Genomic DNA, 13,141 nt, shown 5'->3' with positions numbered 1-13,141 from the left:
GCTGTTCTTCAAGGAAAACACCCGCATGTTCTATGGCGACGCCAAGCAGTCGCTGGACAAGCTCCTGCCCATGATCGACTGATCCAAAGCACATAAAACACAAAAAGGCGCCCAAACGGGCGCCTTTCCGCGTTTAAGGGTAGGTTGAACAGCAGGAGGTGCCCTATGGAGACTGTAAATGGAATTGGCGGTGTGTTTTTTCGTGCCGAAAACCCCAAAGCTTTGGCCGCATGGTACGAAAAGCATCTGGGCGTAAACCAGCTTAACCCTCTGCCGTGGAAACAGCGTGAAGGCTATACTGTTTTTGCGCCATTCGCGCAGGAAACTGAGTATTTTGGCAGGCTTGAGCAACAATGGATGATCAACTTTAGGGTCGATGATCTGGCCGCAATGACGGCCCAGTTGGAGGGCGCGGGAATCGCAGTTGAGACCAACCCGGAATGGAACAGTGAGGTGGGGCTGTTTGCCCGGATCCACGATCCTGAAGGCAATCCCGTCGAGCTGTGGCAACCAAATCAATGAGATAGGTCCAGTGTATACCATTGCATTCACGTAAGTATATGAAATAAAAAGATAATTGATGTTGGGAAATTGTGTCGTATAGTGCGTCGGATGAGACGGAGCCCTAAATGACACCGATTGACGACCATCCACTGCGATACGCATTGGCCAATGAGCTGCACGCCCGACCATTTCCTGTGGCGAACAGTCCGTGCACGGTCGCGTTTCTGGCGATCAAGAAATCGGAAGTCGCTGTCGGGCGGGATCGCCAAGAGGATATGGCGCATCTTGTGAATTTGCTGGACCGCCACGGTGCACAGCACCCGCAGCCCGCTGCCACTCATTTTGCCGGGCAAATCGGCCGCCATTGGCTGAAGTGGGAGCAGCACACGGAATTCGTTACCTATACTGCGATCACGCAAAATGTCAGTGACCGCCCGTTTAACCCCGCTGATTTTGAAGTATTCCCGCAGGACTGGCTGGCCGCCAGCCCCGGTCAGCGTGTGACGTCGGCGATGATCCGTGTGATTGACCGTGCGGATGATGGTGCGGTGAAATCTGCTTTGGCGGATTGGTTCGAGCCCGAGAGCCTTGCGGTATCTCGTATGCTGGATAATACCGCCATTTGCGCCAGCGATTTTCGCATCGACCCAGCCGGGCATATGAGATTCGCGTTGTTTATCTCGAAAGGTACAGGCCAACGCAGGATAGGGCGCATCATTCAGCGTATGTGTGAGATCGAGACCTACAAGGCAATGTCGATGTTGGGATTTGCCCGGGTCAAGGAACTGACGCCCCGCATTGGCGAACTGGACGGGAAACTGACAACGTTGATGCGGCAAATGACAGGCAACTCGGCCCATCCGGATGAGTTGTTGCCCGATCTGCTGCACACCTCGACCCAGCTTGAAACTCTTTCGGCGCAATGTTCGTTTCGGTTTGGTGCGACTGGCGCATATGAGGCCATTGTAAACCAGCGGATCGAGGTTTTGCGCGAGGAACGGTTCGAGGGCCGCCAGAGCTTTGCCGATTTCATGATGCGTCGCTACGATCCCGCAATGCGTACGGTGAAGTCCACGGAACGTCGTCTGCAAGCTCTGTCCGATCGGGCCATTCGTGCAGGAGAGTTGTTGCGAACCCGTGTGGATGTCGAACGAAGCGCGCAGAATCAGGCGTTGCTGGAAAGCATGGACCGCCGCGCCGATCTGGCCCTGCGGTTACAACACACGGTCGAGGGCTTGTCGGTTGTTGCCATCAGTTATTACGCCGTGTCCCTGGCCAGCTATCTTTTGTACCCATTGACCAAGGCCGGGATCAGCAAGGGGATGCTGACAGCTGCAGTGACCGTTCCTGTTGTTCTGGCAGTCTGGGTGGCTGTGCGAAGGATCCGCAAGCGGTTGGAATAGTCGCCGATTGCCAATCCGTCCCACGCCTGTAGTACTGGCGGGGTTGAACTGCGGAAAGGGGATTGCGTGATTGGCATCGTAACCGCTTGGCGAGCCGTTGCCGCCATGTTCATACTGAACGGTGCTTTGTTTGGCATCTGGGCCTCTCGTATTCCTGCCGTGCGGGACCGGCTGGACCTCACGCATGAGGCATTGGGGCTTGGCCTGTTATTCATGGCTGCGGGGGCGGTGTGTTCCTTTCCCGTGACAGGCCGACTGACCGACAGGTTCGGTGCGGTGGCCATCACGAGGGTGATTGCCGTTTTGTATACGCTGTCGCTGATCCTGTTGGCCTTTGCGAATGGGTTCTGGTCACTGGCGGCATTTCTGTTTGTCTTCGGCGCATTTCACGGGTCGATGGATGTTGCCATGAACGCCTGGGCCGCCGAGGTCGAGCAGGCTTACGACAAACCTGTGATGTCTTCGTTTCACGCGATGTGGAGTCTGGGCGCAGGTCTTGGTGCGCTCAGCGGCTACGGAGCGGTTCAACTTGAGTTGACGGTTATGCAGCACTTTCTATTGGCGGGGGGTGTTGTTGTGGGGTTGGCTTTGGCGTTGTCCATGGTGCGTTGGACCTCACGTCGTACTGAAAGCTCAAGTGGTAAGGTCTTTGCGCTGCCATCCGGGGCATTGGTTCTGGTCGGCTTTACGGCGTTGTGTGGCGCATTGGGCGAAGGAGCAGTGGCGGATTGGAGCGCGATATTCCTACGGGATGTGACAGGCGCTACCGAAAGCGTCGCGGCACTGGGATACGCCGTGTTCTCGGTGACGATGGTCGCCTTTCGTCTGGCCGGAGGGGTCGTCATTTCACGTTTTGGTCCAGCCGCTACAGCTCGATTTGGCGGGATATGTGCGGCACTAGGGGTGCTGGGAGTTGTGACCGCCTCCGAGGCTGCAATAGCGCTGTCTGGATTCGCCTTGATGGGGGTTGGATATGCGGTGATCATGCCACTTGCTTTCAGTCGGGCGGCCAACGACCCTGATGTGCCGCCCGGGCAAGCCATCGCAAGTGTGGCAACGCTGGGCTATGGTGGGCTGCTCATTGGCCCTCCGCTTATTGGGTTTCTGGCAGAGATGCTTACATTGCGTCTGGCGTTTACTGCTCTGCTACCGTTGGCGGTGCTGATCGTCTTGTTGTCAGGGGCCCTGCGTCCCGCCAGCACAAAAAATAACTGAACCGGGAGAAACATATGCCGATCAAAAACCGCTTCGCTGAATTGCAAAGTGAAATCACCGAATGGCGGCGGGATATCCACCAGCATCCTGAAATCCTGTTCGAAACTCATAGGACCAGTGCATTGGTCGCTGAAAAACTGGCTGAATTCGGGTGCGATGAGGTTGTGACCGGGATCGGCCGGACCGGTGTTGTCGGTGTGATCAAGGGCAAAGCGGATACCAAGGGCAAGGTCATCGGGTTGCGGGCTGACATGGACGCGCTGCCGATCCTTGAGGCAACCGGGCTGGACTATGCCTCGAAGACCGAGGGCGCAATGCATGCCTGTGGTCATGATGGGCATACGGCGATGCTGTTGGGCGCGGCCAAGTACCTGTCCGAAACGCGCAATTTCGATGGTACTGTCGTGGTGATCTTCCAGCCCGCTGAAGAGGGCGGCGGCGGCGGCCGTGAGATGTGCGAAGACGGGATGATGGACCGTTGGGGCATTCAAGAGGTCTATGGGATGCACAACTGGCCCGGTCGCCCTGTGGGCAGCTTCTCCATTCGCCCGGGCGCATTTTTTGCAGCGACGGATCAGTTCGATATCGTTTTTGAAGGCAAGGGTGGCCACGCAGCGAAACCGCATGAGACCGTGGACACGACTGTTATGGCCGCGCAGGCGGTCTTGGCGCTGCAGACGATTGCGGCGCGCAATGCAGATCCGGTCGATCAGGTGGTGGTGTCGGTTACCTCGTTTGAAACTTCTTCGACCGCCTTCAACGTGATCCCGCAAACGGTCAAACTGCGCGGTACAGTCCGCACGATGAGTGCTGACATGCGCGATCTGGCGGAAAAGCGGATTGGCGAGATTTGCAACGGGGTAGCTGCGACCTTTGGCGGGGCTGTAGACGTGACCTATTACCGGGGATACCCGGTGATGGTGAACAGTGATGAGCAGACGGATTTTGCTGCCCAGGTCGCACGGTCGGTTTCTGGCGACTGCGATGACGCGCCCTTGATTATGGGCGGAGAAGACTTCGCCTTCATGCTCGAAGAGCGTCCGGGGGCGTATATTCTGGTGGGCAACGGCGATACTGCTGCGGTGCACCACCCGGAATACAACTTCAATGACGAGGCGATCCCAGCCGGATGCAGCTGGTGGGCAGAAATTGTTGAACAGAGGATGCCGGCGGCTTGACCGTTTGGGGCAGCGAGGGGCCAGCCCCTCGCGCTCCCCGAGATATTTTTAGCCAGATGAAGAGGGATCCTGCGCGCCCAGTTCAAGTTGATCGCAGAGAGTGTCAACGATAGCGCTCAGCGCATTTTTCTGGGTGTTGACGCAAGATTGCGCGGCCTTGCGGGCGGTGGTCAGTGCCGTCGGATCGGACAGCCATTCGGTGATGGCTGCGGTCAGGTCGGGTGCGGACTGGACCTGTATCGCGCCGCCGGTTTCGATCAGGGGGGCGAAGGTTTCCGCGAAGTTGAAATAGCCAGGGCCGGTGATCACCGCAGCGCCCGCCTGTGCGGGTTCGAACGGGTTGTGGCCTCCGATCTCGCGCAGCGAGCCGCCCAGAAAGACGATGGGGCAGAGCGCGTACCATGTGCCGGTTTCGCCCAACGTGTCGGCCACATAGACCTGAGTTTCGGGGGTGATCTGGTCATTGGCGGACCGAAAGGCGGCTTTTTGTCCGGCCTGGTCGATCAGTTCAGCAACGTCGCCGCGGCGTTCGGGATGGCGGGGAATCAGCAGCAGAAGCAGATCGGGCCAGTGTTTCAACAATTCAGCATGGGCGGCCAGAACGGTCTGTTCTTCGCCGGCATGGGTGGAGCTGGCAATCCAGACGGGGCGGTCAGCGATCTGGGTTTTCATATCGCCGAGGGTTGCTTGATCCACTGGCAGCGGGTCGGACATCGCTTTGAGGTTGGTTCCGGGTTGCACACGTGTTTCCGGCGCGCCCATATGGATCAGGTTTTGCGCGGTTCGATCATTCTGGGTCAGGAAAAGGCGGAAGTGATTCAGAATGAAACGCGCTGTTTTAGGCCGTTTTTTCCAACCTGCTACTGATTTGTCTGAAAGACGCGCATTCAGAAGGGCCAGTGGGGTTTCGCGTTTTCCAGCCTCGATGATCAGTTGTGGCCAGATCTCGCTTTCGACAAAGATGCCGGCATCGGGGTGCCAATGGTTAAGAAAACGCTTCACTGGGCCGCCAGCGTCAAGCGGGGGGTATTGGTGACGCGTGCGAGGCGGCATCCGCTTTTCAATCAGCGCAGCCGAAGTCGGCGTGCCCGAAGTGATCAGAAACTCGGCGCTTGGCAGTCGTTCGCCTAAGCGTTTTATGAGGCTGACGACCGACAAAGTCTCACCCACACTTGCGGCGTGGAACCAAATGAGTTGCCCCTTTGGCCGTCGCTGGCTGGCATGGCCGAGGCGTTCATGCTGACGAAGTGTTGGAACGTCAGCAGCAAGCAGCTTTTTGCGAACTGCCGGCCAGACAAACGGTGCCGCAACGGCGGTCACGCTGCAATACAGGTGGTAGAGCAGTGTCGGTCGGTCAACAGGGGCAGGCACGTCAGCCGCCGGTATGGCTCATGTGGCGGCTCATCTTGCCGTCCACTGCCTGGCGGGAGTAGTCGAAGTCATGCCCTTTGGGTTTGAGGTTGATCGCTGCACGGATCGCCTCTTCAAGTGGTTGCTCGGTGCCCGGATGGTCACGCAAAGCGCCGCGCAGGTCCGCCATATCTTCTTGTCCAAGGCACATAAACAGCTCGCCGGTACAGGTCAGACGCACGCGGTTGCAGCTTTCGCAGAAGTTATGCGACATGGGCGTGATAAAGCCGATTTTCTGATCCGTTTCTTCCAGCCGGACATAGCGAGCGGGTCCACCGGTGCGTTCGGCAAGATCAGTCACGGTATAGTGGTTCTCGTATTCCTTACGCACGTCTTTCAGCGACCAGTACTGATCCAAGCGGTCTTCGTTGCCGATATCGCCCATCGGCATGACCTCAATCCATGTCAGGTCCATATCGCGCTCGGCGCACCATTTTGTAATGGTCGGCAGTTCTTCCTCGTTGAAGCCCTTCAGGGCCACAGCGTTGATCTTGATCCGCAGCCCGGCCTTTTGCGCAGCATCAATGCCGTTCAGCACCTGTTTGAGGCGTCCCCAGCGTGTGATCTGCGCGAACTTGTCTTCGTCCAGCGTATCCAACGAGATATTCACCCGGCGCACGCCCGCAGCATAGAGGTCTTCCGAGAAGCGATGCAGCTGCGAGCCATTTGTGGTCAGGGTCAGCTCCTTCAGCGCGCCGCTATCCAGATGGCGGGTCATGGCGTTGAAAAACGTCATGATGTTGCGACGTACAAGCGGCTCACCCCCGGTGATGCGCAATTTCTCAACCCCCATGTTCACGAAGGTTGAACACATGCGGTCCAATTCCTCGAGCGTGAGCAAGTCTTTTTTGAGTAGGAATTTCATGTCCTCGGACATGCAGTATACGCAGCGGAAATCACAGCGATCCGTGACGGAAACGCGGAGGTAAGTGATGGCACGAGCGAACGGGTCGATAAGTGGAGCTGTCATGCTTCTTAACTAAAGCGGCGCAAGGCCTGCGGCAAGGGCGAACTGCGCTTTGCGCTGGTGCAGATGCGCGCAGGACGATAGGGTTCAGGGATGAAATATGCACTTTTGGTTTTCTGTGTTTTCCTGGCAGGATGCGAGACGGTTCGTTCGACGTCCGATCGTTTGTTGAAGCGTGGCGATTCCACTGCCCAGCCTGAACCAGTTTCAGCAGATGAAACCCAAGTTGAAGAGGCAGCAGCCGACGACGAGCCTTTGCCCGCGACTGCCGCTGGGTGGCTTGGGGCGAAAACGACCATTGCCAGTTTAGGCGATCCGACCACGCCGGGCCGGTGGTTGCGTACACCTCTGGTTGATACCGAGTTTACCGGACGGGTGGTCGTTCCACGCACCGGGGCACAAGCCTATATCACTCTGGTTCCCGTACCGGGACCGGAAGGAGGGGGCAGCCAGTTGTCTCTGGATGCCATGCGCGCCTTGTTGCTGCCATTTGACGAATTGGTCGAGTTGGAAGTCTATTCCAACTGACCCCTGAGGTATTTTCCAGCTTCGCGACGGGCAAAGGGCTTCATTGTTTTTCCGTGCGCGTCTAGAAAGGCAACGACTCTGGGTGCGTCGTGTTTCGACAGATCACGCAACCACCATGCGATTGCTTTTTGTATGAACCACTCCCGATCCGGGACATAGCCTGCGGCCCATTTCAGAATAAGGTCGCGGCGGTGCAGATCATCGACTTTGGGGTGGTTTTGCTTGGTCCATGGCAAAGTGGCCACTAAAACCGCGCGACGCGTCCACATATGCTCGGAGGTCGTCCATGCCTCGACCTGATCCAGCCGGGATGGCTCTGCGGAGAGGCGTTTTTGCATCGCCATGCAAGCATGGTCGGCGATCGCCCATGCGTCGAAGTCGGGCAACCAGCTTTGCAGCAAGTCCCAAACCGCGCCGTCTGGTCGGATGCGCGCCTGTGTAAGCAATTTCGCGGCAGCAATGCGGGCTTCGTGAATATTCGTCTGCCAAAGCGCATCTGCCAGAGCGACGCGGTCCAACACATCCAGTTCTTGTCGCCAGCTTTTGGTCAGATCATTCAGAACCGGATTGGGCACGCCCAGATATGGACGGTCCGCCTTGTGATAGGCGGCGGCCTGCTGCGCGCGCTCAGTGTCCGCAAATATTTTGATCTGGTCCAGATATGCGGTGGCTTGCATCATTCGACGGTGACGGACTTCGCCAGATTGCGCGGCTGGTCCACATCCGTCCCTTTTGCCACGGCTGTGTGATAGGCCAGCAACTGCGCCGGAACCGAATAGAGGATGGGCGCAAGGCTCGGGTGGATATGCGGCATGCGAATGGTGCTTTGAACCCCGTCCTTGGCCTCGGCGATACCTTCATCGTCGGAAACGAGGATCACCTTGCCTTTACGTGCCATCACCTCTTGCATGTTCGACACCGTCTTATCGAAAACCGCATCGCGTGGGGCCATCACCACCACGGGCATATGCTTGTCGATCAGGGCGATGGGGCCGTGCTTCAGTTCACCTGATGCATAACCTTCGGCGTGTATGTAGCTGATTTCTTTTAGTTTCAGCGCACCTTCCATTGCCAATGGGAACATGAGGCCGCGGCCCAGAAACAGAACGTCGCGCGCCTCGGACAGGCGTTGGGCAGCGGCGCGAATGGCATCGTTTTGCTCCAGCGCGGTGTTCAGCACAGATGGTAGGCCACGCAAGGCGGCGGCGTGATCCGCCAGTTCCTCGGGCGCCAGAGTGCCGCGATCAGCGGCCGCTTTCAGCGCCAGCATCAGCAACACGCTCAGCTGGCAGGTGAAGGCTTTGGTCGAGGCGACGCCGATCTCGACCCCCGCATGGATCGGCAGAGCTAGATCACTTTCCCGGGCGATCGAGCTTTCGGGAACGTTGACCACCGAGACGATCTTGTCGGCCTTGCCCTCGCAATAGCGCAGCGCGGCCAGCGTGTCGGCGGTTTCGCCCGATTGGCTGACGAACAGCGCTGCTGTGCGACCGGGAATGGGCGGTTCGCGATACCGGAACTCGCTGGCGATATCGACCTCGACAGGGATTTTCGCCAGTTGTTCAAACCAGTATTTCGCGGTCAGGCAGGCGTAGAAAGCGGTGCCGCAGGCGACCATGGTCAGACGGTCCAGCTTGGTGAAATCCAGATCGCCGGGCAGGGTGATCTCATCCCCGCCGGTGCGCAGACAGGATCGGATCGCCTCGGCCACGACGACGGGTTGCTCGGCGATTTCTTTGGCCATGAAATGCTTGTGCCCGCCCTTGTCGGCGCGGGATTGGTCGATCTTGATCTGGCGGAGTTCCCGATTGACCAACTCACCGGCTTCGTTGCGGATCTCCAGCGAGGTACGGGTCAGCACGGCGCGGTCGCCCTCTTCAAGATAGGTGATGCGGTCGGTTAGCGGGGCCAATGCGATGGCGTCCGAACCTACAAACATCTCGCCATCCCCGTGCCCGATGGCCAGCGGAGAGCCCTTGCGCGCTGCCACGATCAAATCGTCCTGACCGTCGAACAGGAACGCCAACGCAAAAGCCCCCTCAAGCCGGTCGATGGTCTTGTTCGCCGCTTCAACAGGGGACAGGCCGGATTTCAGGTGGTGTTCGGCCATCAGGGCCACAGTTTCGGTGTCGGTTTCGGTCACGAAATCCACACCATGTTCGGCCAGCTCAGCGCGCAGCTCGCGGTAGTTCTCGACGATCCCATTATGCACCACGGCCACGGGGCCCGCCTGATGCGGGTGCGCATTCGTGACTGAGGGCGCGCCATGGGTGGCCCAGCGGGTATGGCCGATACCCGATTTACCGGGCAGGGGGTCATGGACCAGCAAATCGCTGAGGTTAACCAGCTTGCCCACGGCCCGTCTGCGTCCCAACGCGCCGTTGTTCACGGTCGCAATCCCGGCGCTGTCGTAGCCTCGATATTCAAGACGCTTCAGCGCCTCGACCAGAATGGGGGCGACCTCGTGTTCACCCAATACGCCTACGATACCACACATGGGTCAGGCTCCTTTATCGCGGCGAGCCTTCTTCGCCTTGAGCATGTCAAAAAGTTTGCGCGCATAGCCGGGTTTGTTGTCCTGCTTGGCCCGCGCCACGGCCAGAGCGTCGGGCTCGACGTCGCGCGTGACCACTGTGCCCGTCGCCGTCATCGCACCGTCACCCACGGTCACGGGGGCCACCAGCATGGTGTTCGATCCGATGAAGACATTCTCACCAATCGTGGTTTTGTGCTTCATCACGCCATCATAGTTACAGGTGATCGTGCCCGCTCCGATATTTGTTGCGGCGCCAACCGAGGCATCCCCGATATAGCTGAGGTGGTTGACCTTAGCCCCTTCGGCGACCTCGGCATTCTTGATTTCGACGAAATTCCCGATGCGCGTGTTCTCGGCCAGTTCTGTGCCGGGGCGCAGGCGGGCATAGGGGCCGACGATGGCTCCGCGGCTGACATGGCAGCCTTCCAGATGCGAAAACGCCCGGATCGTCGCGCCACTTTCGACGGTGACGCCGGGGCCGAACACCACGTTGGGCTCGATCACAGTGTCCCGACCGATGATCGTATCGGCGGCCAGATAGACGGTTTCCGGAGCCATCAAGGTTACGCCCAGATCCAGCAGGTCTGCGCGGGCGCGGGCCTGGAATACCGCATCAGCAGCGGCCAGATCCGCACGCGAGTTGACGCCCAGCGTCTGCGCCTCGTCACAGGCAACAGCGGTGACGTTCAGGCCCCGCGCGCGGGCGATCTCGACCACGTCGGTCAGGTAGTATTCCTCGGACGCGTTATCATTGCCTACCGCGTCTATCAGTGAGAACAAGGTCTGCACGTCACAGGCCAAAAGCCCAGAGTTACAGAAACTTATCGCGCGTTCCTCATCTGATGCGTCCTTGTATTCGACGATCCGTTCCAGCGTGTCTCCCTGCATGACCAGACGGCCATAGCGGGCGGGATCGGCGGCCTCGAACCCCAGAATGACCAGATCATTCTGCGCGCGCGCCTCGATCATGCGTTCCAGCGTTTCGGGCTGCAGAAACGGAGTGTCGCCGTATAGGACCACCACATCGCCTTCGAACCCCTCCAACGCGGCGCGGGCCTGGGCGACGGCATGGGCGGTGCCCAACTGTTCCTCTTGGACGGCGATCTGCGCGGTCTCATCCTCGGCTGTGGCGACCTTGGCAACGGCCTCGGACCCGTGGCCGGTGACGATCACGGTGCGTTCGGGCGACAGCACGGCCCCCGCGCGCATGGCGTGGACCAGCATCGGGGTTTGCGCGATGGGATGCAGAACTTTGGGGATATCCGAATTCATCCGTGTGCCTTTCCCGGCGGCAAGGATGACAAGGGCGGTGCTCATGAATTCGTTTTCTCTTTGTGTTTTGTTGGCGACCGTTTTATCCGCTGGGGGCAAAGGCGCAAGCGGTTCGGGCATCAAACTAAATTGCCGTTTGCAACACGACGTGGCGAAAACCCGCCGAGGCAGGAGGCTTTATGCGTACCGTAATCTTCGATCTGGATGGAACTTTGGCGGATACGTCCGGCGATCTGCTGGAGGCCGCGAACCACTGTTTCCGCCATATGGGCCATGGTGATGTGCTGATCCACGGGCAGGATGCGGGCGTCGCGCTGCGGGGTGGCCGGATGATGCTGACCCACGGGCTAAAGCGTGTTGGCGCTTTCGAAGAACAGACCATCGTGGACTATTACCCGATGTTGCTGGCGGCCTATGCGCAGGCCATCGACACCCACACCACCTTTTATCCCGGCGCGTTGGACGCGGTTGAGGCGTTGAAAGTGGCGGGTTATGGCGTGGGCATCTGCACCAACAAGCCCGAGGCGCTGGCGCATCAGTTGCTGTCACAGATGGGAGTGCGGGATCAGTTCGCCGCTCTGGTCGGGGCGGATACGTTGCCTGTGCGCAAACCCGACCCCGAACCGTTGCGAGAGGCAGCGCGGCGGGCAGGTGGCCATCCGGACATGTGCGTGCTGATCGGCGACTCCGATACCGACCGCAATACGGCAAAAGCGGCGGGCGTGCCGTCGGTCCTGGTCACGTTTGGCCCATCGGGCGACGATATGGCGGCGCTGGAGCCCGAGGCGTTGCTGCATCATTTCGACGATCTGCCCCGTGTGGTCCAAGGGTTGATCGGTGCGGCGGCTTAGTCTCTTGACCCAGGCGGGCGTCAGGACCAGAACAGAGCCATGACCGAGATATTCACTGGCAGTTTCACCCAGCAGGAACCCATCCCCGAAGAGGCGGTCGAGGCCGCCTTGGCCGTGCTGCGCCATGGGCGGTTGCACCGATATAACGTGGTGCCCGGAGAGCTGGGCGAAACCGCGCTGCTGGAGCAGGAATTCGCGGCGCAGATGGGGGCGAAATACTGTCTGGCCGTGTCCTCGGGTGGCTACGCGCTGGCTACGGCCCTGCGCGCCGTTGGGGTGCAGCCGGGCGATCCGGTGCTGACCAATGCCTTCACGCTGGCGCCGGTGCCGGGGTCAATCGCCTCGGTCGGGGCGCGTCCGGTGTTCGTGGGCGTGACCGAAGGGTTGGTGATTGATCTGGACGATCTTGAAGCCAAGCTGGATCAGGCGCGAGTGCTGATGCTCAGCCATATGCGTGGGCATCTGTGTGACATGGACCGGCTAATGCAGATGTGCGACGCCGCAGGAGTGATCGTGATCGAGGACTGCGCCCATACGATGGGGGCCGCGTGGCGCGGGCAATTGTCTGGGCGGCAGGGGGCCATCGGATGCTATTCCTGCCAGACCTACAAGCATGTGAACTCTGGTGAGGGCGGCTTGCTGGTCACCGACGATGAGGAACTGGCGGCCAAGGCCACGATGCTGTCGGGATCCTATATGCTGTACGAACGTCATCTGGCCGCGCCGGGGCCCGAGGTGTTCGAGCGGATCAAATATACCACGCCCAACGTGTCCGGGCGGATGGACAATCTGCGGGCGGCGATCCTGCGGCCTCAGTTGCGGAATCTGGACCGGCAGGTGGGGCGCTGGAACGAGCGCTATGCCGAGATTGAGGCCGGTCTGCGCGACACGCCCGGCCTGACGGTTGTGGAACGGCCCGAGGGTGAGACCTATGTGGGCTCGTCCATTCAGTTTCTGCTGCTGGACTGGTCGCCCGAGCGTATCGCCGAGGTCATCCGCCGCTGCGCCGCGCGCGGGGTCGAGTTGAAGTGGTTCGGCGGGGCTGAGCCCACCGGGTTTACCTCGCGCTATGACAGTTGGCGCTATGCGGACAGCGCACCACTGCCCGCCAGTGACCGGGTTCTGGCCGGGATCATGGATATGCGGGTGCCGCTGACATTCTCGCTGGAAGATTGCCGCCTGATCGCGCGGATCATCCGGGCCGAGGTCGGTGCGGTCTATCAGTCGTAATCCAATCGAGTGCGCCTGCAGCGCACGCTCTATGTAAACACAGCGCC

At 59.6% G+C, this 13,141-nt stretch carries 13 protein-coding genes; 8 read left to right on the top strand and 5 right to left on the bottom strand.

Going from position 1 to position 13,141, the window contains the following annotated elements; all coding sequences use genetic code 11:
* From J7380_RS20475 to J7380_RS20150, 5 genes are all read left to right on the top strand, one after another.
* Positions 1 to 82, top strand: an 82-nt coding sequence (locus J7380_RS20475; protein ID WP_247742633.1) for an NAD(P)(+) transhydrogenase (Re/Si-specific) subunit beta, incomplete at its 5' end; no start/stop codon positions are given.
* An 83-nt stretch (positions 83 to 165) separates the two neighbouring features.
* Entirely contained in the window at positions 166 to 522 is a 357-nt protein-coding gene (locus J7380_RS20165; protein WP_209198647.1) for a VOC family protein, read from the top strand.
* Positions 523 to 629: 107 nt separating this feature from the next.
* The gene (locus tag J7380_RS20160; RefSeq protein WP_209198639.1) at positions 630 to 1,907 is read left to right on the top strand and encodes a DUF3422 domain-containing protein; all 1,278 of its coding nucleotides are present in this window, start codon (positions 630 to 632) and stop codon (positions 1,905 to 1,907) included.
* Positions 1,908 to 1,973: 66 nt separating this feature from the next.
* Positions 1,974 to 3,122 (top strand): MFS transporter, encoded by a 1,149-nt coding sequence (locus J7380_RS20155; RefSeq protein ID WP_348539134.1) that lies wholly within the window; start codon positions 1,974 to 1,976, stop codon positions 3,120 to 3,122.
* A 14-nt stretch (positions 3,123 to 3,136) separates the two neighbouring features.
* Positions 3,137 to 4,300 carry a M20 aminoacylase family protein gene (locus J7380_RS20150; RefSeq protein ID WP_209198637.1) on the top strand — a complete coding sequence of 388 codons (1,164 nt, stop codon included), beginning with the start codon at positions 3,137 to 3,139 and terminating at the stop codon, positions 4,298 to 4,300.
* Between the two features lie 48 nt (positions 4,301 to 4,348).
* Here the strand turns inward: J7380_RS20150 and J7380_RS20145 are convergent, their stop codons facing one another.
* On the bottom strand, positions 4,349 to 5,671 hold the full coding sequence (locus tag J7380_RS20145; protein ID WP_209198635.1) for a 3-deoxy-D-manno-octulosonic acid transferase: 1,323 nt from the start codon (positions 5,669 to 5,671) through the stop codon (positions 4,349 to 4,351).
* Position 5,672: 1 nt separating this feature from the next.
* Positions 5,673 to 6,680 (bottom strand): GTP 3',8-cyclase MoaA, encoded by a 1,008-nt coding sequence (moaA, locus tag J7380_RS20140; protein WP_209198633.1) that lies wholly within the window; start codon positions 6,678 to 6,680, stop codon positions 5,673 to 5,675.
* Positions 6,681 to 6,770: 90 nt separating this feature from the next.
* On the opposite strand from moaA, the gene J7380_RS20135 reads away from it, so the two are divergent.
* On the top strand, positions 6,771 to 7,205 hold the full coding sequence (locus tag J7380_RS20135; protein ID WP_209198631.1) for a hypothetical protein: 435 nt from the start codon (positions 6,771 to 6,773) through the stop codon (positions 7,203 to 7,205).
* Here the strand turns inward: J7380_RS20135 and J7380_RS20130 are convergent.
* From J7380_RS20130 to glmU, 3 genes are read right to left on the bottom strand one after another with little or no spacing between them, the layout of a single operon-like run.
* Positions 7,193 to 7,882, bottom strand: a complete 690-nt coding sequence (locus J7380_RS20130) for a DNA alkylation repair protein (protein WP_209198659.1) — start codon at positions 7,880 to 7,882, stop codon at positions 7,193 to 7,195. The two genes, J7380_RS20135 and J7380_RS20130, sit on opposite strands and share 13 nt — an antisense overlap.
* A complete protein-coding gene (glmS, locus tag J7380_RS20125; protein WP_209198629.1) occupies positions 7,882 to 9,702 on the bottom strand; it encodes a glutamine--fructose-6-phosphate transaminase (isomerizing) in 1,821 nt (606 codons plus the stop codon). Before glmS ends, J7380_RS20130 begins: the two co-directional genes overlap by 1 nt.
* A 3-nt stretch (positions 9,703 to 9,705) precedes the next feature.
* Complete coding sequence (gene glmU, locus J7380_RS20120) at positions 9,706 to 11,058, bottom strand: bifunctional UDP-N-acetylglucosamine diphosphorylase/glucosamine-1-phosphate N-acetyltransferase GlmU (protein WP_209198621.1); 1,353 nt, start codon at positions 11,056 to 11,058, stop codon at positions 9,706 to 9,708.
* A gap of 134 nt (positions 11,059 to 11,192) precedes the next feature.
* On the opposite strand from glmU, the gene J7380_RS20115 reads away from it, so the two are divergent.
* Both J7380_RS20115 and J7380_RS20110 read left to right on the top strand, forming a co-directional pair.
* Positions 11,193 to 11,864, top strand: coding sequence for an HAD-IA family hydrolase (locus tag J7380_RS20115; protein WP_209198613.1), 672 nt, complete (start codon positions 11,193 to 11,195; stop codon positions 11,862 to 11,864).
* 39 nt (positions 11,865 to 11,903) lie between these two features.
* Complete coding sequence (locus J7380_RS20110; protein WP_209198611.1) at positions 11,904 to 13,094, top strand: DegT/DnrJ/EryC1/StrS family aminotransferase; 1,191 nt, start codon at positions 11,904 to 11,906, stop codon at positions 13,092 to 13,094.
* The last annotated feature ends 47 nt before the right edge of the window (positions 13,095 to 13,141 follow it).

Origin of the sequence: Ruegeria sp. R8_1, from assembly GCF_017743815.1 — a bacterium.
Taxonomy (GTDB): domain Bacteria; phylum Pseudomonadota; class Alphaproteobacteria; order Rhodobacterales; family Rhodobacteraceae; genus Ruegeria; species Ruegeria lacuscaerulensis_A.
Note: the sequence above shows the minus strand (reverse complement) of the source record. Positions and strands in the feature narration are given on the sequence as shown.